The organism is Halomonas cerina (assembly GCF_014192215.1).
GTDB classification, from domain to species: Bacteria; Pseudomonadota; Gammaproteobacteria; order Pseudomonadales; family Halomonadaceae; genus Halomonas; species Halomonas cerina.
This window is the reverse complement of the sequence record NZ_JACHXP010000009.1, coordinates 46,970-70,929: the sequence shown is the minus strand read 5'-3', so window position 1 is coordinate 70,929 and position 23,960 is coordinate 46,970. Positions and strand designations below refer to the sequence as shown.

Here is a 23,960-nt window from a genome sequence, read left to right as displayed (position 1 = left end):
TAGCCCGTAGCCCGTAGCCCGTAGCCCGTAGCCCGTACCCGTAACGATGTCAGTTGCGGGCCAGTAGCGAGTCATCGTAGCGCATGTTCTGCTCCGCCGGGGTCAGCAGCGAGACGCCGTGGCGCTCGTCGTCCCTGGCCAGGCTCTCGAAGATCACCCGGTAGCTCAGCACCGCCTGGACATACTGGCGTGTCTCGCGGAAGGGGATCGCCTCGACGAAGAGATCGAAGGCCTCGGGACCGTCGGCCAGCCAGCGGTCGACCCGGCCGGGACCGGCGTTGTAGGCGGCGGCGGCGGCCAGGCGATTGCCCCGGTAGCGGTCCAGCATCTCGCCGATATAGGTGCTGCCCAGGCGGATGTTGAGATCGGGGTCGAGCACGCCATAGGGTCCCGGGTCGGCGAGGCCGAGCCGGCGGGCGACCTGAGCGGCCGTGGCGGGCATTAGCTGCATCAGGCCTCGGGCGCCGGCCGGGGAGAGGGCCACCGGGTTGTAGGCGCTCTCGCGACGGGCGATGCCCATCAGCAGGTAGGGGTCGACCTCCGTGGCCCCACCCCAGCGCCGGAAGGCCTCGCGATGGGCCTCGGGGAACCGCCAGGCCAGTGCATCCCACAGCTTGGCGGCGATGGTGGTCTGTACCAGCCGAGCCTGCCAGCCCTGTCGCGCCGCATAGTCGGCCATGGCCCGGGCCTCGTCGGGGCCGACCCGCGCCGCCGCGGCCAGCCACTCGCTGTTGGCCAGGCCCGGCTCGCCGAGGCGCAGCAGCGCCTTGGTACGTTGTACCACCGGCCATTGGGTGACCTCGCGCTGCAGGGCGGCATCGATGACTGGGCGCTCCAGGTTGAGGGCGTAGGGACGTCCCAGCCGGTCGGCGGCGGCGAAGCCGAAGAAGCTGCGCTCGCCGGCGGCCCGGGCATAGGCGGTATCGGCAGCGGCCTGATCGCCGCGCTGCTCGCTGGCCCGGGCCCACCAGTACTGCCAGCGGGCTTCATCGCGCATCGACGCGGGCATGCGCTCGATCCAGGCCAGAACCCCGGCCCAGTCGCGATCGGCCAGGGCGACCCGGGTGCGCAGCTCCAGCAAATCGGGGCCGGCGAGGCGGGGCAGGGTGGCATCGACCCAGGCGAGGTTGCGATCGACGTTTCGGACCAGCGAGTAGAAGACCAGGTCATGTTCGATGGCCCGTAACCGGTCGGCCTCCAGCGAGAGTCGTGGTGCGACCTGTCGCCAGGCCTCGAGCGCCGTCTCGCTGTCGGCGCGGGTGAAACCGTGCATGGCGGCGGCGAACAGCGCGTCGCTGGCCTGGCAGTCGGGGCCCAGACAGGCCGGCAGGGTGGTGATCGCCGCGAAGTCGTCCTGCAGCCGATCCAGGGCGGCACGGGCGAACGCCCAGTCGTCGCTCAGCTGGCGGCCGAGGTAGGCCGTCATGCCGGGCCGCCCCTCCCGCCAGGCCAGCGTCAGGCGCTCCCACACCTCAGCGGGACCGATCTCGCCGCGGGCCCGCAGGGTATCGAAGAGCGGGTCGCAGGCCTTCGGCTGGGAGTGGCCGACGGCCCACAGCGCGCGCCCTCCGCTGGCCGCCGTGGCGGACGCCGTGTCCAGCAAGGCAGTATAGTAATGACACTGGCGCTCGGTGCCCGAGGGCTCGCCGTCGGCCACCGCCAGCAGGCTCCGGTAGCGTCCCGCCTCGCCGTAGGCCTCGATGGCCTGAGCGCGCATCCATTCAGCCAGCGGCGAGTCGGCATGGCGCTCGATGAAGCCGAGGACCTCCTCGGGGCCAGCCTGGGGCAGGCGGGCCCGCAGCCGGTGGTACGCCACGTAGCCTGCCAGGACATGCTCCTCGATGGCCGCCGGGTCGATGGCATGCCACTGTTGCTGACGCGCTGCCTGGAGGGCCGCCTGCATGGCGCGGTCGTCGGCCTGGCCGACCAGCGGCACACCGAGCAGGGGCAGGCTGAGCAGGGCGGCGCCCATCAGGGGGCGGAGGCGGGCGAAGAAGGAGTGAGCCGGCATCGTAAAGCCTCTCGTGGGAATTGTGGCAGCAGGGCGGTCGCCACCATGGTCGCCCATGGCGAGGCGCTTGCGTCGTGTCATCCCGGGGCGATGCGCCGCACGGGTAGGCGAACCGACAAGGATACCTTATCGTTTAGCGGTATTCCCGCTTGCCGGCAAGGAGCGCGAGATGATTAGACTCGGTGGCTGGACCCTGATCCAGCGGTTGCGAAACCATTCCCGGGTGCTGGCCCGGATAGGGCGCTCCCTGCGCCTGTTCGGCCCCATGACCCTCGATGTACTGCGCGGTCGGTATCGGCCGGTGCCTTGGCCGGCTTTCCTGTGGATGCTGGCGGCGCTGGCCTACCTGGTGTCGCCGCTGGACCTGATTCCCGACATGCTGCTGTTGCTGGGGCTTGCCGATGACGTGGTCGTGGTCGGCTGGCTGTTGACCCGGGTCGACAGCAGTCTGGCGGACTACCGGGCCTGGCGGGCGCGCCAGGACGGGGTTGCTCCCCGCTGAGCGCAGCGCGGCAGAGGGGCGTCGGCCGGTGCTCGCCGTGCGGTGCCAGGGCGGGTTCGACGATCCCGGTGGCCGTGACGCTTGAAAAGCGTGTCGTGGTCCCCATATCGACGAAAGCCATGAACCTGGTGGCCATGCCACCGCCGAACCGTCGACAAGGGGTCCGAGACAGATGACCACTGCCACCCATGAGGAAACCCTCGGCTTCCAGACCGAGGTCAAGCAGCTGCTGCACCTGATGATCCACTCCCTGTATTCCAACAGGGAGATCTTCCTGCGCGAGATGATCTCGAACGGCGCCGATGCCTGCGACAAGCTGCGTTATGCGGCACTGGACAACGACGCCCTCTACGAGGGTGACAGCGAGCTGCGCATCGAGATCGAGCATGACCATGATGCCGGGACGGTCACCATCCGGGACAACGGCATCGGCATGAATCGCGACGATGTTATCGCCAATCTCGGGACCATCGCCAAGAGCGGCACCGCCGAGTTCCTCAAGCAGCTCTCCGGCGAGCAGCAGAAGGATGCCAAGCTGATCGGTCAGTTCGGGGTCGGCTTCTACTCTGGCTTCATCGTCGCCGATGAGATCACCGTGCGCACCCGCCGGGCCGGTGACGAGGCCGGTCGAGGCGTCGAGTGGCGCTCGAAGGGCGAGGGCGAGTTCAGCGTGGCCGATATCGAGCGCGAGGTCCACGGCACCGAGATCGTCCTGCACCTCAAGGAGGATGCTCGGGAGTTTGCCGATGACTTCCGCCTGAAGAGCCTGGTGCGCAAGTACTCCGACCACATCGAGGTGCCGGTGCGCATGCCCAGGGTCGAGAAGGCCCGCGACGAGGACGGTAACGAGATCGAGGGCAGCGAGACCACGACCTGGGAGACCGTCAACGAAGCCACGGCGCTGTGGGTACGGCCCAAGAGCGAGCTCACCGACGAGGAGTACAAGGCCTTCTACAAGCACGTGGCCCACGACTTTTCCGATCCGCTGACCTGGAGCCACAACAAGGTGGAGGGCAAACTGGAATACACCAGCCTGCTCTACGTGCCGAGCCGGGCGCCGTTCGATCTCTATGAGCGCGACGGCGCCCGCGGCGTGAAGCTCTACGTGCAGCGCGTGTTCATCATGGACGATGCTGAGCAGTTCCTGCCGCTCTACCTGCGCTTCATCAAGGGCGTGCTGGACACCCGCGACCTGTCGCTCAACGTCTCCCGCGAGTTGCTGCAGCAGGATCCCAAGGTCGAGAAGATCAAGTCGGCGCTGACCAAGCGGGCCCTGGACATGCTCCAGAAGCTGACCAAGGACCCCGAGGCCTACCAGACCTTCTGGAACACCTTCGGCAGCGTGCTCAAGGAAGGCCCGGCGGAGGATTTCGCCAACCGCGACAAGATCGCCGGGCTGCTGCGCTTCGCCACCACCCACACCGACACCGCCACCCAGGACCAGTCCCTGGCCGACTATGTCGGGCGCATGAAGGAAGGACAGGAGAAGATCTACTACATCGTCGCCGATGGCTTCAATGCGGCGAAGTCAAGCCCGCACCTGGAAATCTTCCGCAAGAAAGGCATCGAGGTGCTGCTGCTTTCCGACCGCATCGACGAATGGCTGATGAGCCACCTCACCGAGTTCGACGGCAAGGCCTTCGTCGACGTGGCCAAGGGCGAACTCGACCTCGGCGAGATCGAGGGCGAGGAGGAGAAGAAGGCCCAGGAGGAGACCGCCAAGGCCAAGCAAGACCTGGTCAAGCGCGTCAAGGCGGCCCTTGGCGCCGAGGTACAGGAGGTCAAGGTCACCCATCGCCTGACCGACTCGCCGGCCTGCGTGGTACTGCCCGAGCATGAGATGGGCTTCCAGATGCGCCGCATCATGGAGGCCGCCGGCCAGAAGCTGCCGGAGGTCAAGCCGATCCTCGAGCTCAACCCCGAGCATGCGTTGGTGGCGCGCCTGGAAGCGGCCGAGGACGACGGCTTCGCCGACCTGGCGCGGATCCTCCTCGACCAGGCGATCATCGCCGAGGGCGGCCACCTCGACGACCCGGCCGCCTACGTCAAGCGGCTCAACGCCCTGTTGAGCGCCTGACCTCGCCCGCGGCTCCGCTTATCGACGCCACCTTCGGGTGGCGTCGTCGTGTCCGGTGCCGTGCCGATGCACTTCAGTCACGGTACGGATGGCATCCGGTGGTCTGGACTCGACGGATGGTGTGTACCGATCCTGTTCAACGGGACCGGCGAAACCGCTCCAATGCGCCATTGAGGTGGCACGTCATGGCAGCTTTCGCCCAATCTTCGTTGCCAGCCTGCAATGCTGTAATGATTTCCTGATGCTGCCGGACGCTCTCTTCCATCTCATCACGACTATAGATGAAAAAGCCACTGACCATGGGAAGATGCAGAAGTGTCCGAGCAAACATGCGCAGGTATCCCTGTCCCGAGGCATCGAACAGCCCTTCATGGAAGCGTTTGTTTGCCTGAGCAATGCGTTCTATTCGGTCGCTGCTTTTGCCGGCGATGGCTTCCCGCATGCTGTCATTTTCCATGATGAGGTTGTCGAGCTGCTCAGGGGTAATATGTTGTGCTGCAAGGGTGGCAGCGTGCCCTTCGAGCAGGATGCGGAGCTTGAAGATGTCCTCGGTGTCCGATTTGCTCCATCCCGTGACAGTTGCCCCGCGGCTCTTTTCCTGGCTCAGGAGCCCCTCCGAAATCAGTCGATGGAAGGCATTCCTGACGGGAGTTCGACTGACGCCGAGTTCCTCTGCTACTACCTCTTCGCGTAGGTGAGCTCCTGGCTCGTAGTGGTTCACCATGAGCCGACGCCGCAGCGTTTGATAGACACGTTCGCCGATTTTCATTGCAGGACTCGAAGCATGGGCCGTACGAGAGCCGTTGTGGAGAGGGTGAGAAAGAGCCGAGGAAGGGGCGAGTGGAAACTCACCTCAATACAATGATAACCGACATGGCTGCAACGAGCACCCCGGTCCGAGAGAGTCCGCCTCTGCGCAGAGCCAGGGGGCGATCCTCTCGACCGGGGGTGGTCTGCGTACTGCCGGCGTCAGTGACGGGAAGCGTGCTGATGCCGGCAGACCTCATGGCCTTATTCCTGATCCCCGCGAGAAGGCTGTAACCTGCGCAGACGTTTCCACAAGGGGACGATCAGGGTCATGGCAATCATGGCGATGATGATCCACGAGATCCAGCTCTTCACCAAGTAGTCGAAGGAGCCTCCGGAGATCAGCAGGGCCCGACGCAGCGATTCTTCCGCCATGGGGCCAAGGATGACAGCCAGCACGGCGGGCGCGGTCGGTATGTCGAGACGCTCCATGCCATAGCCGAGCAGGCCGAAGAAGAGCATCAGCCAGACCTCGAACATGCTGTTGTGGATCGAGTAGATACCCACGACCGCCAGGCAGATGATCATCGGAGCCAGAAGCGTGGTCGGTGCCTTGAGCACGTGGACGAAGGCACGTGCGCCGAAACGGCCGATCACGAACATCAGGATCGCGGTGACGAACATGGTCAGCATGAAGCCGAAGACGATTTCCGGATCATCCCGGAACAGCTGAGGACCGGGACGCAGGCCGTGCACGAGCAGGGCGCCGAGGATGACGGCGGCCACGGCACTGCCCGGTATACCGAGCGTCAGAGCGGGGATCAGTGTTGCCGCGGTATCGGCATTATTTGCGCATTCCGGGGCAGCGACGCCCTTGGGCTCGCCTTTGCCGTACTGGTCATTGTCGGGATCGGATCGGCGCTGTTCGTTCCAGGCCAGCACGGCTGCGACGTTCCCACCCAGAGCCGGAATGATGCCGATGACAACACCCATGATGGAAGACTTGATCCAGACCGGGATGAAAGGTTTCCAGCGAATACGATCCTCTTTCTTGTCAATCGGGGCTTCCTTCTGCTCGGAAAGGCGCTTCACCGCCAGATCGATGGCCGGCGGGATGGCAAAAAGGCCGGTGAGCAGAACGATGATATTGATGCCGCTCAGCAGGTCCATGCTGCCGAAAGTGAATCGCTCCGCACCGGTCATGGCATCGATACCGACCATGCCGACCACCAGTCCCAGGCAGGTGCTGAGCAGTCCTTTCGCGGGGTTGTTGCTCAGCAGAACAGCAATCGTCGTCATGCCGAACAGCGCCAGCCAGAAATAGTCGGCCGGACCAAACTTCAGGGCGATGGCCGCCAAGGGAGGCGCTAGCAGCAGAAGGGCAACGGCGCTGACGGCACTACCGATGGCGGAAGAGGCCAGCGATACCTTCAGTGCCAGCGGGGCCTGGCCCTTCTGCGCCATGGGATAACCATCAAAAACGGTGGCGATACCTGCCGGTGTGCCGGGAATGCGCAGGAGAATGGCCGGGATGGAACCGCCATACATGGCTCCATTGTAGATACCCGCGACCATGCCAAGGGCCACCAGGGGTTCCATGGTAAACGTCAGGGGAATCAGCACGGCAATCCCCATCGTCGCCGACAGGCCCGGCAGTGCCCCTACCGTGATGCCCACGGCAGTGCCGAGGATCATGGCGATGATCACTTCCAGGGAAAATATCAGCGGGAGTGCCGCCATGATGTGATTGAGTATGTCCATTAGCGGATACCCACGAGTTGGAGCAGCAGTTCCTCAGGTAACTGGACCTGAAGAACGAGGCTGAACAGGATGTAGAGGGCGATCACGAAGACGAGGGGCGCTCCCAGTAGGATACGAAGCTTACGGTATCCCAAGGTACTCGCAACTGCCGGTATGAACACTAGCGTGGCAGTGAAATAGCCGATGAAGGGAATCGCTACAACATAGGCAAGGGAGGAACCCATGAACAGGGCTGTTCTTGCCAGGCTCATCGGCTCTTGGCTGGCCTCTTTCTTCCTCTTTTGCAGCGACAAGGCACTCTGGAGCGCCCAGATCAACGACAGTAGTAACGCAAAGACCGTGACGGCCTTGGGTAGATATCCCGAAGGGCCCGTATAGTTCGTCGCTTCCACGAATCCCGCAATACACAGTCCGCCCACGAGCAGCGCACAGACCAGTTCAATCAAGGGCCTTGGCATAATAGCTTCCAGGTGTCGAGGCAGGGATGGGAGCATGCCGGCTATGCCGGCATGCTCCTGTTTTTAGACTCAGTTGGTTTGCGCCCAGGGCTCATCGTTCCAGAGTTGCATGAGTTCCTCGTTCAGTACTTCCAGCTGTGCTTCGAACTCGGCCGGTCCCTGATAGGCGATAGGCAGGCCCTGCTGCAGGGACTTTTCCTGGAACTCGGGGTCAGCCACGGCCTTCTCTACTGCACTGCTCAGTGTGGCGAACACCTCTTCCGACAGGCCGGCCGGGACGCCGATACCGCGATGCGATCCCATGACGACGTCATAGCCCTGCTCCTGGAAGGTCGGGACCTCAGAGGCGTTTTCCCAGCGCTCCTTCGCCATCTGACCCAGGATGCGCAGGTTTCCGGCTTCCATGTCATCGACGGACTCGCTCATGTTCATGCTCGCCATGGTGATGTGCCCCCCCAGGGTGGCGGCACGCAGGTCGGCCGCGCCAGGGAAGGGGATATGGCGCAGCTTGATGCCGGCCTTGCGCTCGAAGGAGAGAACAGCCAGATGATCGTCGGAGCCGATGCCGGTGGTGCCGTAGGTGACGGCCCCGGGATTTTCCTTCGCCTCCGCGACCAGCTCCTCGAGGGAGTCGATCTCGCTGTCCGAGCGAACACTCAACGCACCGGCATCGTAGACGATCTGAGCGACCGGATCGATGTCGTCCATGGCGTAGCGGGCATCACGCTGAATCGGGATCGCCAGCAGGTTGGGGATATTGATGAAGCCGAAGGTATAGCCATCCGGCTCCGCTTGGGCCAGCGCGGTGAAGCCTATCTCCCCGCCGGCTCCCGGCTTGTTGAGCACGGTAATGGATTGCCCGAGATGTTCCTCGATGTAGGGAGCCAGGGTGCGAGCGGCCACATCCGTTCCGCCACCGGCGCTATAGGCGACGATCATGGTGACCGGGCGCTCAGGATAGTCGGCCCAGGCGCTGCTCATGCCAGTGGCTCCCAGCAGACCCGCGGCAAGTAGGGTGATCGGCATTTTTGCTTTCATTGGAACTCTTCCTTCGTGGTGATGGAGTATCCAGTTTCTGGATACAGAGAACACTGAGTCTGGAGCATGTTTGCGTCAAGGGTAAATCCCAAGGCATCCATGTCCTTTTTGAATTGTTGATTTTTTATCATTAAAAATCAACAAATTACATATTGTTATTCTTTGGTATAACCCATTATTTCGAATTGATGGAAAAAAACTTCTTGCCTGCTCTACGCCTACAATGTACTTTTCTTGTACTTAAATTGATCACATTGTGACCGCTTGGCGGTCTGGGTCCACGCGCATTACACGCTGGTTTCCAGTGCAGCGGTTCGGGTCGGAGTGATGGTGAGCAACTCGTGATGCTCGAGGGGTGGCCGGCAGTGACATGTCTTAGTCCAGGCCTTCCTCTCGTACGAAGACAGGAGGTAAGTGAAATGACCAAACCCGATGGTGCAGGGCGGTTCACCGTCCATGTGCTGGAGCCCATCCACGAAGAGGCCATCGAATGCCTTCGCGCCAAGGTGCAGGTGGTCACTTGGGAAGAGAAGGATGTCGAGCACTGGCATGACAGGGCCGATGCCATCATCGTCCGCAGCCATCCAGTGAGTGCTGCCGACATCGCCAAGGCGTCGAAGCTGAAGGTGATCGGCAAGCACGGTGCGGGAACCGACACCATCGACGTAGAGGCAGCAAGGCGGAAGGGGGTTGAGGTGGTGTCCACTCCGGGGGTCAATGCGGCGTCTGTCGCCGATCTGGCACTTGCCATGGCACTGTCGCTGTCGCGCAACCTGATGGGGCACACCCTGGCCCTGCAGCGTGGCACGCCCCTGACAGGGCCACAGCGGGTGGGGTGGGAAGTCAGTGAGTTACCGGCCGGTATCATCGGGCTCGGCGCGATCGGAAGGGCTGTCGCCAAGCGGCTTGAAGGAGGCTTCGGGGTTTCGGTAACCGCCTATGATCCCGGCATTCCCGAGGATGCCTGGCCCGAGGGAATAGGCCGTGCCAGTTCCCTTGATGAGCTTCTCGCGTCGAGCCGACTCTTGTTCCTGCATGTCGGTCTCAACGATGCCACTCGCGGCATGATCGGCAGCGAAGAGCTGGCAGCGCTTCCCGAGGGCGCCTTCCTCATCAACTGCGCAAGGGGAGGCGTGGTCAGTGAATCGGCCCTTGCTGAGGCGTTGGCGAGCGGACACCTCGGCGGTGCGGCTTCCGATGTCTTCGAGCAGGAGCCGCCTTCCCCCGATCTTCCCCTCCTCCAACAGTCAGGGTTCATCGCCACCCCGCATATCGGTGGTTCGACTCGTGAGGGGCTTCGAAGAACAGGGCTCGAAGTCGCCAGCAAGGTTATGGCGGTACTCGATGTCGAGTGACATGGGCCTTGCCGCCGACGAAGCATGCGCCCAGGCGCCAACCAGCAAAGGTGATGAAGCGATGAGCATAGGATTTCGTGTACTGAAACGTGCGGTGGCTATTGCCCCCGAACTGGCAAAAGCCTTTGATGACGTCCCGGTCGCCAATGTCAGCGACTCGATGTTTCGGATGACGTCGGCCGGGACCAGGCTTCGCCCCTATCATGGCGGGGGGAGGCGACTGTCGGGAGCGGCGCTGACGGTCAAGACCCGTCCGGGCGACAACCTTATGTTCCACAAGGCGCTGGACATGGCCGTTCCTGGTGATGTCGTCGTCGTGGATGCGGGCGGGGATCTGACCAACGCGATGATGGGAGAGTTGATGGCCCACCATGCGGCAGCGCTCGGCCTGGCAGGCATCGTCATTAATGGTGCCATTCGTGACCTGGACGAGATTCGTCAACTCGGCCTCCCGGTCTATGCCGCCGGTGTCACCCATCGGGGGCCCTACAAGGATGGCCCAGGGGAGATCAACGTACCGGTTTCCATTGATGGGATGGTGGTGATGCCCGGTGACCTGGTCATCGGCGATGAGGATGGTGTGCTCTGTGTTCCCCGGGCCCAGGCGGAGGAGGTCCTAAGGGCAGCGCATGCCAAGCAGCGTGCCGAACTAGAGGAGTTAGGGCAGATCCGTGCGGGAAAAAGCGATCGCAGCTGGGTTGATCTGGTGCTGACCCAGAAAAATTGTAGTTTCGAACCCTAGTGATGATCGCTTGATGGGCGACCCTGCGGCGTCACTCCTGCTTGGCTCAGTCTCCGCTGCCCACTGCTACGTCGAAGGGCATCGGGTACTGCTGTTCTCCGACCGGATTGATGAATGGCTGATGAGCCACCTCGTCGAGTTCGACGGCAAGACCTTCGTCGACGTGGCCAGGGGCGAGCGCGACCGTGGCGAGTTCGAGGGAGTAAAAGAGGGCCCGGGAGGAGACCGCCAAGGCCAAGGGAGGCCTGGTCAAGGCGTCAAGCGGCCTTGGGTGAGATGTTCAGGAGTTCAAGGTGACCCATCGCCTGACTGTCCTGCGTGGTGCTACCCGAGCATGTGTCTTACGATCGATGCCACCTTCGGGTGGCGTCGTCGTGTCGGTCATCATACCCTTGTCAGCCAGCGACGGCACGATTCAGGACGGCGTCATGCGGCGGTTTGCCCGCATTCCTCTAGGGGATTCAGGATCTTGCCGATTGCTGCGCTGCAACAAAAAACTTCGGGTCAGGCCTTGTGCCAAGGACCCGCAAAAGGTAACACTGGTAGGAATAACAAAAACCACACCCTGACAAGCAATCGTAACAAAACGTTGGCCACATGGGGGATCCATTGTGAAGATAGGAGCACCAAGGGAACGGCACCCAGGGGAAGCGCGTGTCGCGCTGACCCCGGAGAGCGCCGGACACATCCAGAAACTCGGCCATGAATGCCTGGTCGAGCGCGGCGCCGGCGAGGCGGCGGGATTTTCCGACCAGGCCTATGAACAGGCGGGCGTCACCGTCGTCGAGGACGCCGAGGCCTTGTGGAACACGGCCGACATCGTCATCAAGGTTCGCGAGCCGAGCGAGGAAGAGACCGGCTACCTGCATAAAGGACAGACGCTGATCAGCTTCTTCTGGCCCGCCCAGAACGAGGCACTGCTCGAGCGTTGCAAAGAGCAAGGCGCCACGGTCATCGCCATGGACATGGTGCCGCGCATCTCCCGCGCCCAGAAGATGGACGCGCTCTCTTCCATGGCTAACATTGCCGGTTACCGGGCGGTGATCGAGGCCGGCAACAATTTCGGCCGCTTCTTCACCGGTCAGGTGACAGCCGCGGGCAAGGTCCCCCCGGCCAAGGTGCTGGTGGTCGGCGCCGGCGTGGCGGGGCTCTCCGCCATTGGTACCGCGACCAGCCTGGGGGCTGTGGTGCGCGCCTTCGATGTGCGTCCCGAGGTGGCCGAGCAGATCGAGTCCATGGGCGCCGAGTTTTTGTTCCTCGAGTTCGAGGACACTCAGGACGGTTCGGAGAGCGGCGGTTACGCGGCGCCGTCGAGCCCCGAGTTCCGCGAGAAGCAGCTCGAGTGCTTCCGTGAGCAGGCCCCCGAGGTGGATATCGTCATCACCACCGCCCTGATTCCGGGTCGACCGGCGCCCAAGCTGTGGCTCGAGGACATGGTCAAGGCCATGAAGCCCGGCTCGGTGATCGTCGACCTGGCGGCCGAGAAGGGCGGCAACTGCGACCTGACCGTGCCCGACGAGCGGGTGGTCACCGACAACGGCGTGGTCGTGGTCGGCTACACGGACTTCCCGTCGCGCATGGCGACCCAGTCCTCGCTGCTCTACGCCACCAACGTCCGCCACATGCTCACCGATCTCACGCCGGAGAAGGACGGCCAGGTCGTGCATGACATGGAGGACGACGTCATCCGTGGCGCCACGGTGACGCATCAGGGGGAGGTCACCTTCCCGCCGCCCCCGCCCAAGGTGAAGGCCATCGCCGCGGCCAAGCCCAAGCCGAAGGAGAAGGAGCCCACGCCGGAGGAGAAGAAGGCCGCCGAGCATGCCGCCTTCGTCGCTCAGACCAAGCGCCAGGTCACCATGCTGGGCATCGGCGGTGCGCTGATGCTGCTGCTTGGCCAGGTGGCCCCGGTTTCCTTCATGCAGCACTTCATCGTCTTCGTGCTGGCCTGCTTCGTGGGCTTCCAGGTGATCTGGGGAGTGAGCCACTCCTTGCACACCCCGTTGATGGCGGTGACCAACGCCATCTCCAGCATCATCATCCTCGGGGCGATCCTGCAGATCGGCTCGGGCAGCGTGCTGGTGGGGCTGCTGTCAGCGATCTCGGTATTGATCGCGTCCATCAACATCGTGGGGGGCTTCCAGGTCACGCGCCGGATGCTCGCCATGTTCCAGAAATCCTGAGCGGCGGAGACACGAGATGTTGAGTCAAGGATTCGTATCTGCCGCATCGATCGCGGCAAGTGTGCTATTCATTCTTTCCCTGGGGGGACTGAGCAACCAGGAGAAGGCCAAGCGGGCCGTATGGTACGGCATCGTCGGCATGGCCGTGGCGGTGCTGTTCACCGCCCTGGGGCCGGGTATCGGCGGCTACTGGTGGATGCTCCCGATGATGATCGTGGGGGCGGCCATCGGTGTCTATGTGGCCAAGAAGGTCGACATGACCGAGATGCCGCAACTGGTGGCGGCACTGCACAGCTTCGTGGGTCTGGCGGCGGTGTTCGTGGGCTGGAACGCCGATCTGGAGCGGCGTCGTGTGCTGGCTACCCAGCTCGCGGAGTCTTCGACCGAGGGCTTCTCGGCCTTCGCCGCCCTGGTGGCCACCAAGAACCCGGCGGAACTGATGTTCCTGCAGATCGAGGTGGTGCTGGGCGTGTTCATCGGCGCGGTGACCTTTACCGGCTCGGTGATCGCCTTCGGCAAGCTCGCCGGTAAGGTCGACGGCAAGCCGAAGCAGCTGCCCGGCGGCCATCTGCTCAATGCCGGGGCGGCGGCGTTGTCGCTGTTGCTGGCGATTCTCTATCTCAGCGGTGCGGGCTTCTGGACGTTGCTGTTGATGTCGCTGCTGGCCTTCTTCATCGGCTACCACCTGATCATGGGCATCGGCGGCGCCGACATGCCGGTGGTGGTGTCGATGCTCAACAGCTACTCCGGCTGGGCGGCGGCGGCCATCGGCTTCACCCTGTCCAATGACCTGCTGATCGTCACCGGCGCCCTGGTGGGCTCCTCCGGTGCCATCCTCTCCTACATCATGTGCAAGGCGATGAACCGCAACTTCGTCAACGTGATCCTGGGGGGCTTCGGCGGCAGCCAGGGCCCGGCCGCGGAGATCGAGGGCGAGCAGGTGGCCATCGACGCCGGTGGCGTGGCCAGTGCGCTGAACGACGCCGACAGCGTGATCATCGTGCCGGGCTACGGCATGGCGGTGGCCCAGGCGCAGAACGCGGTCAGCGAGCTGACCCGCAAGCTGCGCAGCGCCGGCAAGAATGTGCGCTTCGGTATCCACCCGGTGGCCGGTCGTCTGCCCGGGCACATGAACGTGCTGCTGGCGGAAGCCAGGGTGCCCTACGACATCGTGCTGGAGATGGACGAGATCAACGACGACTTCGCCACTACCGACGTGGTGATCGTCATCGGCTCCAACGATATCGTCAACCCGGCCGCCCAGGAGGACCCCAACAGCCCGATCGCCGGCATGCCGGTACTGAAGGTCTGGGAAGCCAAGCAGGTGTTCGTCTGCAAGCGTGGCCAGGGCACCGGCTACTCGGGTATCGAGAATCCGCTGTTCTTCAAGGAGAACACCCGGATGTTCTACGGCGACGCGCGCAAGAGCATCGACGACCTGTTGCCGCTGGTCGAATAACGCGGCTTTCCCGCGGCCCGCTTCCGGGCTGTTGAGAAGACGCCCGGGCCACTGACGGCCCGGGCGTCTTTTTGGCTACAATGTCCCTTCATTCCGTTTCCTGGGGCGACCATGAGCGATGATTCCATGAGCGTGGCGGTGCTCGGGGGGGGCAGCTTCGGCACCGCCCTGGCGAGCATCGCCGCCGACAACGGGGCCCGGGTGCGCCAGTGGTTGCGCGACCCCGAACTGGCGGCCCAGATCAACCGCGAGCATGTCAACGGCCGCTACCTGCCGGACTATGCCATCAACCCCGCGGTGGTCGCCTCCACCGACATGGCCGAGGTGTTGAAGGACGCCGAGCTGGTGCTGGTGGCCATTCCCTCCAAGGCCTTCCGCGAGGTGGTGCGCCAGGCTCGGCCCTTCCTCGACGAGCGCCAGATCCTGGTCAGCACCACCAAGGGCATCCAGGAGGAGGGCTTCAAGCTGATGAGCCAGATCCTCGAGGAGGAGACCGGTTTTCGCCACATCGGCGTGATCTCCGGCCCCAACCTGGCCTCCGAGGTGGCCGACAAGCAGCTCACCGCCACGGTGATCGCCAGCGACGATGCCGAGACCCGGACCCGGGTGCAAGCCGCACTGGGCTGCGACTATTTCCGGGTCTATGCCAGCAATGATCGCTATGGCGTGGAGTTGGGCGGCGCACTCAAGAACCTCTATGCCATCGCCGCGGGCATGGCCGCGGCACTGGGCATGGGCGAGAACACTCGCAGCATGCTGATGACCCGAGCGCTGGCCGAGATGAGCCGCTTCGCCGTCTCCCAGGGGGCCAACCCCATGACCTTTCTGGGCCTGGCCGGGGTGGGCGATTTGATCGTTACCTGCTCCTCGGCACTGTCGCGCAACTATCGGGTGGGCCAGGCGCTGGGTGAGGGCAAGTCCCTGAACGAGGCCGTCGACGCCCTGGGCCAGGTCGCCGAAGGGGTCAACACCGTGCGCCTGGTGCGTGACAAGGCGCATCAGGAGGGTGTCTACATGCCGCTGGCCGAGGGACTCTACCAGGTGCTGTTCAAGGGCGTGCCGGCCCGCGACATGGCCCGGCTGCTGATGCAGGGCGAGCAGAGCAGTGACGTCGAGTTCGTGCTCCCCCGGGAAGACGTACAGCAGGACCGCCGCGCCACAGGAGGCCGAGATGACTGAGCGACTGTGGATCATGCGGCATGGCCAGGCCGCCCCCGGCCGCCCCGACCCGGAGCGCACGCTGACCGAGCGCGGCCACGCCGAAGCCGCCAGGATGGCCGCCTGGCTGGCCCGGCGTGATGACCCTGACCTGGCCCGGCTGCGTCTGCTGACAAGCCCCTATGTGCGGGCCCGCCAGACCGCCGCGCCGATCGCCGAGGCCCTGAGCGTGGCCCTGGAGCCCCTGCCGCTGATCACCCCGGATGATCCGCCGGAGGCCGTCATCGACTGGCTGCTCGAGCAGGACGAGGATCGCCCGCTGATGCTGGTCAGCCACATGCCGCTGGTGGCCTCGCTGACCGGGCTTCTGGTAGAGGGTTACCCCGACCGGGGTCCCGGGTTTGCCACCGCCGCCCTCGCCGAGCTTGCGGCCGAGGTGCGAGCCGCCGGATGTGCCCGGCTGGTGCGTCTCGTCGCCCCATCCGATATCGCCGACCAGGAGGGACCATGAGCTTTATCGTCAACAACCGGATCTACGTGACCCCTGACTTCGAGGACGAGTTCGAGGTGGTCGAGGGCACCGTGGCCCGGGGCCGGGCTGAGTGGGAACATCCCTAGATCAAACCTGCGGCGCGCAGCCCGAACACCCCCAAGGTCACGGTAACGCTGGCCAGCAGAGTGCTTAGCGCGATGATGTTGGCGGCGAGCGTCGCATTGCCGCCCATCGCCTTGACCATCACGAAGCTGGCGGCGGCGGTGGGGCTGGCGAAGAAGGCGAACAGCACCCCTAGGTCGCGGCCTTCGAAGCCGGCCAGCCAGGCCGCGCCGGTCCCCAGCGCCGGCAGCGTGACCATCTTCATCAGGCTTGCCCCCAGCGCCAGTCGCCCCTCGTCGCCCACCGCCGCGGACAGCGACAGGGTGGCGCCGATGCACAGCAAGGCCAGCGGCAGCGTCAAGGAGGCGAAGTATTCCCCCGAGGTCAGCAGCCAGCTCGGCAGCTCGAGCCCCAGGGCCGCCACCGGCACTGCGGCCACCACCGCCAGGATCAGCGGATTGGTTACCATCTGGCCGAGCAGGCTCCTCCAGTCGGTGGCCGTGTCAGGCTGGTAACGGGACAGGGCCACCACCGAGAGGGCGTTGTAGATCAAAATCACCACGCCGAGCAGCAGTCCCCCGGCGGACAGGCCCGCCTCGCCGTAGAGGCCAGCGGCCAGCGCCAGGCCCACGACCCCGCAGTTGCCGCGAAAGGCGCCCTGGACATAGATGCCCCGCTCGGCCCGGGGCACCCGCAGCCGCGCCCAGCCCCAGCTGAACAGGAAGCTACCCAGGGTGGCCAGGGCGAAAAAGCCCAGCCACCAAGGGTCGAAGGTGGCGTCGAGATCGGCCTGGACGATGCTGAGGAAGATCAACGTCGGCAGGGTGCCTCGGAACACCAGCAGCGAGGCGGTGGACACGAACCCCTGATCGATCCAGCGCAGCCGCTTCAGCACCAGGCCCAGGAAGACCATGGCGAAGATCGGCAGGGTGACGTTGAGGGTCTCGAGGAAGACATCGGCCAGGTTCACCCCCGGGCCAGCCACAGGCCGATCACCACGGCGGCGATTACGGTCACGAAGAAGAGACGGTTGCGGGCACGGGTGTCGCGGCGGGGCGGTCGGTCAGGCTTCACGAAGGGCTCCTGCTGGGGATGGGACGGAGGTCGACTTGGCGGGCTATGGTATTCCCGTTAGCCTGCTACGGCTAGAAGGATGCCAGCCCGGTATCCGCCGACGGATGATGCCATGCGCCACGATGCCTCCGCTCCGACCCTGGTCTTCGCCCATGCCAACGGCTTTCCGGGCCACAGCTACCGCAGCTTGCTGGCGCCGCTGACCGCGCGCTTCGATGTCCAGCCCCTGGATCGCCTGGGACACCACCCCGACTTTCCCGTCGGCCACAATTGGCTGGCCCTGCGCGATGAGCTGCTCGCCCACCTGGTTGAGCTCGGCAGGCCGGTGATCGGCGTCGGCCACTCCATGGGCGGGGTGCTGATGGCCATGGCGGCGGAGCACTCCCCTCTGCACTTCCGCGCCGTGGTGATGCTCGACCCACCGCTGATGCTGGGCCTGGATGCCTGGATCATGAAGGCCGCTAAGCGCCTCGGCCTGGCGGATCACTTCACCCCGGCCGGCAAGACCCTGGGGCGCCGTGATATCTGGCCCAGCCGGGAGGCCATGGCCCACTACCTGCGCCGCCGGGGGCTGTTCCGTCACTTCACCCAGGCGGCCCTGGCCGACTACGTGGAAGGCGGCACCCGCCAACTCGACGATGGCAGCGTGGTGCTGGTCTACGACCCGGATATCGAGGTGGCGATCTTTCGGCATCTGCCGGACCACCTCGATGACCTACCCGCTCGGGTGCACGTGCCGCTCGGCGTGCTGGCGGGAGAGGACTCCGAGGTGCTCACCCCTCGCCGCCAGCGACGACTGCGCCGGCGTGGGGTGCCCGTGAAGGGGGTGCCGGGGCACCACATGTTCCCCATGGAACATCCCGAGGCGACCCGCACGGCCCTGCTGGACATGCTGGGTGACCTGCTGGGAGGCGATGCATGACCGCTCCGGCCTCGCTGCGATTGGCCGGTGGTCGCCTGGCGGCTCTGGTCTGGGGGCGTGAGTCGGCGCCGACCTGGCTGGCCCTGCATGGTTGGCTCGACAACGCGGCGAGCTTCTCGCGGCTGGCGCCACGACTCGCCGAGGGTCTCGGCATCCGTATCGTGGCCCTCGACTTCGCCGGCCACGGCCTGTCGGCCCATCATGCCGGTGACTACGCCCTCTGGGACTATGCCCACGATGTCCTCGATGCCCTGGACGCCCTGGGGGTGGCGCAGGCCCCCCTTCTGGCGCACTCGATGGGCGCCGGAGTGGCCTGCCTGGTCGCGGCCGCGCTGCCCGAGCGGGTCGCGCAGCTACTGCTGATCGACGGGCTGGGGATGGTGACCACCGAATCTGCCCGGGCCCCGGTGCAGTTGCGCAAGGGACTGCTGGCCCATCGCCGTGCCCCCTCGACGCCGCCGCGCTATCCTGATAGTGAAACCGCGGTGGCGGCGCGGGTTGCCGGTGGCGCCACGCCTATCGACACCGAGACCGCGATGCCGCTGGTGGCCCGCAACCTGGAGACTCTGGCCGACGGACATGTGCGTCTGCGCACCGCCGGCAATCTGCTCAAGCCCTCGCCGGTGCGCCTCTGCCCCGAGCAGGCGCTGGCGATGCTGGCGGCGATCCGCTGCCCGTCGCTGTTGGTGGAAGGCGAGACGGGCATCCTCGGCGATCGCGAGATGGCGGCCCGGGCCCGAGGCGCCCTGCCCGGACTCGAGCGGCGGGTGCTGCCCGGGGGGCACCATCTCCATCTTGAGCCGAGGGCGGTGGCCAGCGTTAGCGAGGCGATCGTCGCCTGGGTCCGACAAGTCCCGCGCGAGTCAGGACCAAGAGGGGGACAGGCATGAGTCGTCGACACAGGCATCGTCCGAAATCTCGTCAGGCGGGCCGTCGGGTAGCGCTGGTGCTGGGCAGTGGCGGCGCCCGCGGCTATGCCCACATCGGCGTGATCGAGGAGCTCGAGGCGCGGGGCTACGAGATCGTGGCCATCGCCGGTTGCTCCATGGGCGCGCTGGTGGGGGGTATCCATGCGGCCGGTCAGCTCGACCGCTACCGGGACTGGGTCTGCCAGCTAGACTATTTCGATGTCCTGCGCCTGGTCGACGTGACCTGGAGTCCGATGGGGGCGATGCGCGCCAACAAGGTCATGGGCAAGCTCGAGGAACTGATCGGCGATATCCGCATCGAGGACCTGTCGATTCCCGTGACCACGGTGTCTACCGACCTGACCCGACAGCGTGAAGTATGGTTCCAGCATGGCTCGCTGCTACAGGCCATCCGGGCCTCCATCGCCGTGCCTGGGGTGATCACTCCGGTCCATCGTGGTGACCAGGTACTGGTGGACGGAGGGCTACTCAATCCGGTACCGGTCATGGCCACGATTCCCGCCCATGCGGACTTCGTGCTGGCGGTCAATGCCACGGCTCACAGCCCTCAACCGGTGACCCTGGAGGAACTGCTGCCGCCCGACGAGGCGGCCCAGGAACAGGCCCGGGAGGCCGAGCGGGACAGCCTTGGCGCGGTCGACTTCGGCGGTTGGATGGAGGGGGTGCGGGGCGCGACCCGACGGCTGCTCGATGGCCTCGGGGCCAACCGAGAGGATGAGGACGGTACCGGGGAAGAGGGCGAGTTGGAGCCGCGTCGACGGGAGTGGGGACGACTGGACCTGGTGCTCGCCTCCTTCGAGATCACCCAGGCGGCGCTCGCCAAGTACAAGGTCGCCGGTTATCCCCCGGACGTGCTGATCGAGGTGCCCAAGACCGTGTGCGGGGCCTACGAGTTCCACCGCGCCGAGGCCCTGATCGCACTGGGGCGCCATCTGGCGGTGGAGGCCCTGGATCGCCGCGAGAGTCGGTTACCCGTCGACATGGTGGGTGAGCGGATCGTGGTGGAGCCACCTACCGACGTCGGCGGTGGGATCTGAGTGTCAGGCGCCCATGCCGTGGCGGCGCAGCAGCACGTAGACGGCCCCGGTGCCGCCGTCGAGGTCGGTGGCCGAGCAGAAGGCCAGTACGCTCGGCCACTCCCGCAACCAGGCGTTCACGTGGCTCTTGATGACCGGGTAGTCGGCGGTGGTTCCCCAGGCCTTGCCGTGGACCACCAGCACACAGCGCATCCGAGCCGCGGCGGCATCCGTGAGGAAGCCCTCCAGCTCCTGGCGGGCCTGCTCGAGGGTGTAACCGTGGAGATCCAGGCCGCCCTCCCAGGCGATCCGGCCCCGCTTGAGCCGGCTGCGGGTGCGATAGGGCAGGTCGGGTAGCGCGAAATCGAGATATTCCGAGGGACGTACCGCCTCGACGCGGCCATCGGAGGTGCGACCACCCGCCGCGTCTTCGAGCGCCGCGGTGGCCGCCGCCCGGCGCTCAGCGGTGGCGGTCGCCGGGCGGCGTGGCCGGCCGGGGTCGGCCCGGTCGCTGACGAAGCGTTGCACACCGGCCTCGCGCAGGGCCTGACGGAAAGCGTGGATCTCGTCGTCATCCGGGCGGTGGCGGCGTCGGCTCATGACTCTCTCGCGGCGCGTGGGGGAGGGGCCAGTATACCGGCCCGGCCGTGGCTGTGAACCGCCGCCGAGGGTACAATCGGCCCCCGTGCCGCTCACTGCGCCCTACACCATCCACTACTCGACCTCAATCACAGGATGTCCCGTGGCCGATACCGCCGTCTCATCGTCCCCTTCGACCCTCGTGCTCACCGATGAGGAGCTTGCCGAAGGACTGATCACCCTGCGTGACTGCCTGCGCTGGGCGGCCAGCGAGTTCCACCTGGCCGGGCTGCACTACGGCCATGGCACGGACTCCGCCTGGGACGAGGCCGTGGCGCTGACGCTCGGTGCGCTGCACCTGCCGTGGAACGTCGACCCGGCGGTACTGGAGGCGCGCCTGCTGTCCATGGAGCGGCGTCGCATCGTGGGACTGGTGCGCGAGCGCATCGTCTCCCGCCAGCCGCTGCCCTACCTGCTGGGCGAGGCCTTCTTCGCTGGGGTGCCCTTCACGGTCGACGAGCGCGTGCTGGTGCCGCGCTCGCCCATCGCCGAGCTGATCGAGCACGGCTTCGGGGCCTGGTTTCCCGACGAACCGCCGGCACGCGTCCTGGACCTGTGCACGGGCTCGGGCTGTATCGGCATCGCCACGGCGCTGTATCTACCCACTTGTGAGGTCGATCTGGCCGACATCAGCGAGGAGGCCCTGGCGGTGGCCCGGCAGAACATCAGCCGTCATGACGTCGGCGATCGGGCCAGGGCGGTGGCATCCGACCTCTTCGACGGCCTCGGTGGGCGGCGCTATGACTTGATCGTCTCCAATCCGCCCTATGTGGATGCCCGGGACCTGGCCACCATGCCGGCCGAGTTCCGCCACGAGCCGGCGCTGGCCCTGGGCGCCGGTCGCGATGGTCTGGACATCGTCCGGCGCATCCTGCGCGAGGCGCGTCAGCACCTGACCGACATCGGCGTGCTGATCGTCGAGGTCGGCAACTCCGACCACCATCTGGAGGCCACCTTCCCGGAGGTGCCCTTCCTGTGGCTGGAGTTCGAGCGTGGCGGCCAGGGGGTGTTCGCCCTGACCGCCGCGGAACTCGACGCCCATGCGGCGTCCTTCGCCTGATTTCACGGTCCGACATCACGAGGAGCGCCCATGTCCGGCAATACCTTCGGCAAGCTATTCACCGTCACCACCTTCGGCGAGAGCCATGGCCCTGCCCTGGGGGCCATCATCGATGGCTGTCCGCCGGGGCTGCCGCTCGCCGAGGCCGATCTGCAGCACGACCTGGATCGTCGGCGTCCCGGCTCGTCGCGGCACACCACCCAGCGTCGCGAGCCCGACCGGGTACGGATCCTCTCCGGCGTCTTCGAGGGGGTGACCACCGGCACCGCCATCGGGCTGTTGATCGAGAACACCGATCAGCGTTCCAAGGACTACTCGAAGATCAAGGACCGCTTCCGGCCGGCCCATGCCGACTACACCTATCATCACAAGTACGGCATCCGCGACTACCGTGGCGGGGGGCGCTCCAGCGCTCGCGAGACCGCCATGCGCGTGGCGGCCGGGGCCATCGCCAAGAAGTATCTGGCCCGGCAGGGCATTCAGATACGCGGCTACATGAGCCAGCTTGGCCCTCTCACCATCGACTTCAAACAGTGGGAGGCGGTGGGGGAGAACCCCTTCTTCTGTCCTGATCCCGAGCGCGTGCCGGAACTCGAGGCCTACATGGATCAGCTGCGTCGCGATCAGGACTCGGCGGGGGCGCGGATCACCGTGGTGGCCGAGGGGGTGCCGCCGGGCCTTGGCGAGCCGGTCTTCGATCGTCTCGATGCCGAGCTGGCCCACGGTCTAATGAGCATCAATGCCGTGAAGGGGGTGGAGATCGGCGACGGTTTCGCGTCGGTGGCTCAGCGCGGCAGCGAGCACCGTGACGAGATGACCCCCGATGGCTTCCTGTCCAACCATGCCGGTGGTGTGCTCGGCGGGATCTCCAGCGGCCAGACGATCGTCGCCCATCTGGCGCTGAAGCCGACCTCCAGCATTACCACGCCGGGGCGCAGCATCGATATCGACGGCAACGCCGTGGAGGTCATCACCCGCGGCCGCCATGACCCCTGCGTCGGCATCCGCGCCACGCCCATCGCCGAGGCGATGATGGCCCTGACACTGATCGATCATCTGCTGCGTCATCGTGGTCAGAATCCCGAGGTGGCGGTAGCCACCCCGCGCCTGCGATGACCATGATACCGCCTCAAGCCTGCTACACTGTTCAACAGTCAATCCCCTATCGACCGGCTGACGAGGGCCCATGAAGATCAATGTCGAATTCGACCTGACCCCCGACGAGTTCCGCCAGGCCTTGGGCCTTCCCAACGTGGAGGCCTTCCAACAGGAATTGCTGGGGCGTATCCAGCAGCAGATGGAGTCCGGCGTCGAGGGCTATGACCCGATGAGCCTGATGCGGCCCTTTCTGCAGCAACCCATGATGCAGCAGGGGCTCGCCAGCTTCGGTAACTATCAGCAGATGATGTTGGATATGCTCAGCAAGGCGGCCTCGCAGGCCGGGCGCGGCGGCGACACGTCCGGCGCGTCGGGGCAGACGAGCACCTCGGGCCAGAGCGCTGAGAACGCGTCGGGCTCGAGCAGTCGCAAGGGCGCAGCCGCCGCTCGCTCACGCGCCAAGCGAGACAACACCTAGCGAAAGGGGATCGGCCCGATCTTCGACGTTGGTCGTATGTCGCCGTCCGCAGCTTGCAACCGTTTGTGCGCCAGCTTAGTCTTTGTGCATTGCAGCATATCATCCGCCGCGTTTCCCCCGGAGGGAGTCACCATGCAGGACAAGATGATCGAGAACTTCAACGAGCAGACCCGGCAGTTCTTCGAGCCGATGCGCAAGCTCAACTCCTTGATGCTGGATAACATGGAGAAGATGACTCAGTATCAGATGGAGTCCCTGAAGCGCTACAGCCAGATGGGCACCGAGCGCATGCGCGATGCCACCGAGGTCAGCGATGCCGACAGCATGCGCGAGTTCGGCACCCGCCAGGCCGAGATGATGAATCAGCTTTCCAAGCAGATGCTGGAGGATGCTCAGGCCCTCAGTCAGATGAGCCTGGAGTTCAAGGCCGAGCTCGAGAGGCTCTATGCCGAGTCAGGCAAGGCCATGGTCGAGCAGGCCGAGAAGGCTCAGTCCGAGGCCGCCGGCCAGGCCACCAAGTCGGAGGCGCCGGCCAAGTCGGAGGCGTCGTCCAAGGCCTCCAGCCAAACGTCGCGCAAGCGTTCATAAAATCACGTAAACCGCTGACTTCCGCTGTCTCGCCGGTCGAGACAGCGGAAGTCATGCGTAGATGGCAGGT

Annotated in this window: 23 protein-coding genes; 15 read left to right on the top strand and 8 right to left on the bottom strand. The window is 65.3% G+C overall.

Going from position 1 to position 23,960, the window contains the following annotated elements:
* Nucleotides 1-49: 49 nt before the first annotated feature.
* Entirely contained in the window at nucleotides 50-2,011 is a 1,962-nt protein-coding gene (locus FHR94_RS10380; protein WP_183325644.1) for a transglycosylase SLT domain-containing protein, read from the bottom strand.
* 169 nt (nucleotides 2,012-2,180) lie between these two features.
* Between FHR94_RS10380 and FHR94_RS10375 the strand changes: the two genes are divergently transcribed.
* Together FHR94_RS10375 and htpG are read left to right on the top strand one after the other, a co-directional pair.
* Nucleotides 2,181-2,513: a YkvA family protein gene (locus FHR94_RS10375; protein ID WP_183325643.1), complete on the top strand. Its 333-nt coding sequence runs from the start codon at nucleotides 2,181-2,183 to the stop codon at nucleotides 2,511-2,513.
* Nucleotides 2,514-2,685: 172 nt separating this feature from the next.
* Nucleotides 2,686-4,590, top strand: coding sequence for a molecular chaperone HtpG (htpG, locus tag FHR94_RS10370; RefSeq protein WP_183325642.1), 1,905 nt, complete (start codon nucleotides 2,686-2,688; stop codon nucleotides 4,588-4,590).
* Nucleotides 4,591-4,726: 136 nt separating this feature from the next.
* Here the strand turns inward: htpG and FHR94_RS10365 are convergent, their stop codons facing one another.
* The 4 genes from FHR94_RS10365 to FHR94_RS10350 all read right to left on the bottom strand — a co-directional run bounded on the left by FHR94_RS10365 (nucleotide 4,727) and on the right by FHR94_RS10350 (nucleotide 8,495).
* A complete protein-coding gene (locus FHR94_RS10365) occupies nucleotides 4,727-5,359 on the bottom strand; it encodes a GntR family transcriptional regulator (RefSeq protein ID WP_183325641.1) in 633 nt (210 codons plus the stop codon).
* A gap of 242 nt (nucleotides 5,360-5,601) precedes the next feature.
* Nucleotides 5,602-7,098, bottom strand: coding sequence for a tripartite tricarboxylate transporter permease (locus tag FHR94_RS10360; RefSeq protein WP_183325640.1), 1,497 nt, complete (start codon nucleotides 7,096-7,098; stop codon nucleotides 5,602-5,604).
* The gene (locus FHR94_RS10355; RefSeq protein WP_183325639.1) at nucleotides 7,098-7,556 is read right to left on the bottom strand and encodes a tripartite tricarboxylate transporter TctB family protein; all 459 of its coding nucleotides are present in this window, start codon (nucleotides 7,554-7,556) and stop codon (nucleotides 7,098-7,100) included. Before FHR94_RS10355 ends, FHR94_RS10360 begins: the two co-directional genes overlap by 1 nt.
* A gap of 69 nt (nucleotides 7,557-7,625) precedes the next feature.
* Nucleotides 7,626-8,495: a tripartite tricarboxylate transporter substrate binding protein gene (locus FHR94_RS10350; protein ID WP_221188445.1), complete on the bottom strand. Its 870-nt coding sequence runs from the start codon at nucleotides 8,493-8,495 to the stop codon at nucleotides 7,626-7,628.
* 518 nt (nucleotides 8,496-9,013) lie between these two features.
* On the opposite strand from FHR94_RS10350, the gene FHR94_RS10345 reads away from it, so the two are divergent.
* Both FHR94_RS10345 and FHR94_RS10340 read left to right on the top strand, forming a co-directional pair.
* Nucleotides 9,014-9,949 (top strand): hydroxyacid dehydrogenase, encoded by a 936-nt coding sequence (locus FHR94_RS10345; protein WP_183325638.1) that lies wholly within the window; start codon nucleotides 9,014-9,016, stop codon nucleotides 9,947-9,949.
* Entirely contained in the window at nucleotides 9,939-10,691 is a 753-nt protein-coding gene (locus FHR94_RS10340; protein WP_246389899.1) for an RraA family protein, read from the top strand. Before FHR94_RS10345 ends, FHR94_RS10340 begins: the two co-directional genes overlap by 11 nt.
* A 46-nt stretch (nucleotides 10,692-10,737) precedes the next feature.
* On the opposite strand, the gene FHR94_RS20065 is transcribed toward FHR94_RS10340, so the two are convergent.
* On the bottom strand, nucleotides 10,738-10,944 hold the full coding sequence (locus FHR94_RS20065) for a hypothetical protein (protein WP_183325637.1): 207 nt from the start codon (nucleotides 10,942-10,944) through the stop codon (nucleotides 10,738-10,740).
* Nucleotides 10,945-11,302: 358 nt separating this feature from the next.
* Between FHR94_RS20065 and FHR94_RS10330 the strand changes: the two genes are divergently transcribed.
* From FHR94_RS10330 to sixA, 4 genes are all read left to right on the top strand, one after another.
* Nucleotides 11,303-12,874 carry a Re/Si-specific NAD(P)(+) transhydrogenase subunit alpha gene (locus tag FHR94_RS10330; RefSeq protein ID WP_183325636.1) on the top strand — a complete coding sequence of 524 codons (1,572 nt, stop codon included), beginning with the start codon at nucleotides 11,303-11,305 and terminating at the stop codon, nucleotides 12,872-12,874.
* Nucleotides 12,875-12,890: 16 nt separating this feature from the next.
* Nucleotides 12,891-14,333, top strand: coding sequence for an NAD(P)(+) transhydrogenase (Re/Si-specific) subunit beta (locus FHR94_RS10325; RefSeq protein WP_183325635.1), 1,443 nt, complete (start codon nucleotides 12,891-12,893; stop codon nucleotides 14,331-14,333).
* Nucleotides 14,334-14,444: 111 nt separating this feature from the next.
* Nucleotides 14,445-15,512, top strand: a complete 1,068-nt coding sequence (locus FHR94_RS10320; protein WP_183325634.1) for an NAD(P)H-dependent glycerol-3-phosphate dehydrogenase — start codon at nucleotides 14,445-14,447, stop codon at nucleotides 15,510-15,512.
* On the top strand, nucleotides 15,505-16,002 hold the full coding sequence (sixA, locus tag FHR94_RS10315; RefSeq protein WP_183325633.1) for a phosphohistidine phosphatase SixA: 498 nt from the start codon (nucleotides 15,505-15,507) through the stop codon (nucleotides 16,000-16,002). The genes FHR94_RS10320 and sixA overlap by 8 nt, the downstream gene beginning before the upstream one ends.
* A gap of 103 nt (nucleotides 16,003-16,105) precedes the next feature.
* Here the strand turns inward: sixA and FHR94_RS10310 are convergent, their stop codons facing one another.
* Nucleotides 16,106-17,056: an AEC family transporter gene (locus tag FHR94_RS10310; RefSeq protein ID WP_183325632.1), complete on the bottom strand. Its 951-nt coding sequence runs from the start codon at nucleotides 17,054-17,056 to the stop codon at nucleotides 16,106-16,108.
* 216 nt (nucleotides 17,057-17,272) lie between these two features.
* Between FHR94_RS10310 and FHR94_RS10305 the strand changes: the two genes are divergently transcribed.
* The 3 genes from FHR94_RS10305 to FHR94_RS10295 are packed head-to-tail and all read left to right on the top strand — an operon-like array spanning nucleotide 17,273 to nucleotide 20,048.
* The gene (locus FHR94_RS10305) at nucleotides 17,273-18,082 is read left to right on the top strand and encodes an alpha/beta fold hydrolase (RefSeq protein WP_183325631.1); all 810 of its coding nucleotides are present in this window, start codon (nucleotides 17,273-17,275) and stop codon (nucleotides 18,080-18,082) included.
* Entirely contained in the window at nucleotides 18,079-18,972 is an 894-nt protein-coding gene (locus FHR94_RS10300) for an alpha/beta fold hydrolase (RefSeq protein ID WP_183325630.1), read from the top strand. The genes FHR94_RS10305 and FHR94_RS10300 overlap by 4 nt, the downstream gene beginning before the upstream one ends.
* Complete coding sequence (locus FHR94_RS10295) at nucleotides 18,969-20,048, top strand: patatin-like phospholipase family protein (RefSeq protein ID WP_183325629.1); 1,080 nt, start codon at nucleotides 18,969-18,971, stop codon at nucleotides 20,046-20,048. Before FHR94_RS10300 ends, FHR94_RS10295 begins: the two co-directional genes overlap by 4 nt.
* A 3-nt stretch (nucleotides 20,049-20,051) precedes the next feature.
* On the opposite strand, the gene FHR94_RS10290 is transcribed toward FHR94_RS10295, so the two are convergent.
* Nucleotides 20,052-20,627, bottom strand: coding sequence for a Smr/MutS family protein (locus FHR94_RS10290; protein WP_183325628.1), 576 nt, complete (start codon nucleotides 20,625-20,627; stop codon nucleotides 20,052-20,054).
* 142 nt (nucleotides 20,628-20,769) lie between these two features.
* Here FHR94_RS10290 and prmB point away from each other — a divergent pair, with 142 nt between their 5' ends.
* The 4 genes from prmB (at nucleotide 20,770) to FHR94_RS10270 (ending at nucleotide 23,890) form a co-directional block, all read left to right on the top strand.
* The gene (gene prmB, locus FHR94_RS10285; protein WP_183325627.1) at nucleotides 20,770-21,726 is read left to right on the top strand and encodes a 50S ribosomal protein L3 N(5)-glutamine methyltransferase; all 957 of its coding nucleotides are present in this window, start codon (nucleotides 20,770-20,772) and stop codon (nucleotides 21,724-21,726) included.
* A 30-nt stretch (nucleotides 21,727-21,756) separates the two neighbouring features.
* The gene (aroC, locus tag FHR94_RS10280; RefSeq protein ID WP_183325626.1) at nucleotides 21,757-22,842 is read left to right on the top strand and encodes a chorismate synthase; all 1,086 of its coding nucleotides are present in this window, start codon (nucleotides 21,757-21,759) and stop codon (nucleotides 22,840-22,842) included.
* A 70-nt stretch (nucleotides 22,843-22,912) separates the two neighbouring features.
* Nucleotides 22,913-23,302, top strand: coding sequence for a hypothetical protein (locus FHR94_RS10275; protein WP_183325625.1), 390 nt, complete (start codon nucleotides 22,913-22,915; stop codon nucleotides 23,300-23,302).
* A 132-nt stretch (nucleotides 23,303-23,434) separates the two neighbouring features.
* The gene (locus FHR94_RS10270) at nucleotides 23,435-23,890 is read left to right on the top strand and encodes a phasin family protein (RefSeq protein WP_183325624.1); all 456 of its coding nucleotides are present in this window, start codon (nucleotides 23,435-23,437) and stop codon (nucleotides 23,888-23,890) included.
* The last annotated feature ends 70 nt before the right edge of the window (nucleotides 23,891-23,960 follow it).

What these genes read in the sequence shown, in the direction of transcription:
- FHR94_RS10365 (WP_183325641.1), bottom strand. Translation starts at nt 5,359, where the DNA reads ATGAAAATCGGCGAACGTGTCTATCAAACGCTGCGGCGTCGGCTCATG.
- FHR94_RS10295 (WP_183325629.1), top strand. Translation starts at nt 18,969, where the DNA reads ATGAGTCGTCGACACAGGCATCGTCCGAAATCTCGTCAGGCGGGCCGT.
- FHR94_RS10305 (WP_183325631.1), top strand. Translation starts at nt 17,273, where the DNA reads ATGCGCCACGATGCCTCCGCTCCGACCCTGGTCTTCGCCCATGCCAAC.
- FHR94_RS10270 (WP_183325624.1), top strand. Translation starts at nt 23,435, where the DNA reads ATGCAGGACAAGATGATCGAGAACTTCAACGAGCAGACCCGGCAGTTC.
- FHR94_RS10300 (WP_183325630.1), top strand. Translation starts at nt 18,079, where the DNA reads ATGACCGCTCCGGCCTCGCTGCGATTGGCCGGTGGTCGCCTGGCGGCT.
- FHR94_RS10380 (WP_183325644.1), bottom strand. Translation starts at nt 2,011, where the DNA reads ATGCCGGCTCACTCCTTCTTCGCCCGCCTCCGCCCCCTGATGGGCGCC.
- FHR94_RS10275 (WP_183325625.1), top strand. Translation starts at nt 22,913, where the DNA reads ATGAAGATCAATGTCGAATTCGACCTGACCCCCGACGAGTTCCGCCAG.
- FHR94_RS10375 (WP_183325643.1), top strand. Translation starts at nt 2,181, where the DNA reads ATGATTAGACTCGGTGGCTGGACCCTGATCCAGCGGTTGCGAAACCAT.
- sixA (WP_183325633.1), top strand. Translation starts at nt 15,505, where the DNA reads ATGACTGAGCGACTGTGGATCATGCGGCATGGCCAGGCCGCCCCCGGC.
- aroC (WP_183325626.1), top strand. Translation starts at nt 21,757, where the DNA reads ATGTCCGGCAATACCTTCGGCAAGCTATTCACCGTCACCACCTTCGGC.
- FHR94_RS10320 (WP_183325634.1), top strand. Translation starts at nt 14,445, where the DNA reads ATGAGCGATGATTCCATGAGCGTGGCGGTGCTCGGGGGGGGCAGCTTC.
- FHR94_RS10340 (WP_246389899.1), top strand. Translation starts at nt 9,939, where the DNA reads ATGTCGAGTGACATGGGCCTTGCCGCCGACGAAGCATGCGCCCAGGCG.
- htpG (WP_183325642.1), top strand. Translation starts at nt 2,686, where the DNA reads ATGACCACTGCCACCCATGAGGAAACCCTCGGCTTCCAGACCGAGGTC.
- FHR94_RS10290 (WP_183325628.1), bottom strand. Translation starts at nt 20,627, where the DNA reads ATGAGCCGACGCCGCCACCGCCCGGATGACGACGAGATCCACGCTTTC.
- FHR94_RS10325 (WP_183325635.1), top strand. Translation starts at nt 12,891, where the DNA reads ATGTTGAGTCAAGGATTCGTATCTGCCGCATCGATCGCGGCAAGTGTG.
- FHR94_RS10360 (WP_183325640.1), bottom strand. Translation starts at nt 7,098, where the DNA reads ATGGACATACTCAATCACATCATGGCGGCACTCCCGCTGATATTTTCC.
- FHR94_RS10350 (WP_221188445.1), bottom strand. Translation starts at nt 8,495, where the DNA reads ATGATCGTCGCCTATAGCGCCGGTGGCGGAACGGATGTGGCCGCTCGC.
- FHR94_RS10345 (WP_183325638.1), top strand. Translation starts at nt 9,014, where the DNA reads ATGACCAAACCCGATGGTGCAGGGCGGTTCACCGTCCATGTGCTGGAG.
- FHR94_RS10355 (WP_183325639.1), bottom strand. Translation starts at nt 7,556, where the DNA reads ATGCCAAGGCCCTTGATTGAACTGGTCTGTGCGCTGCTCGTGGGCGGA.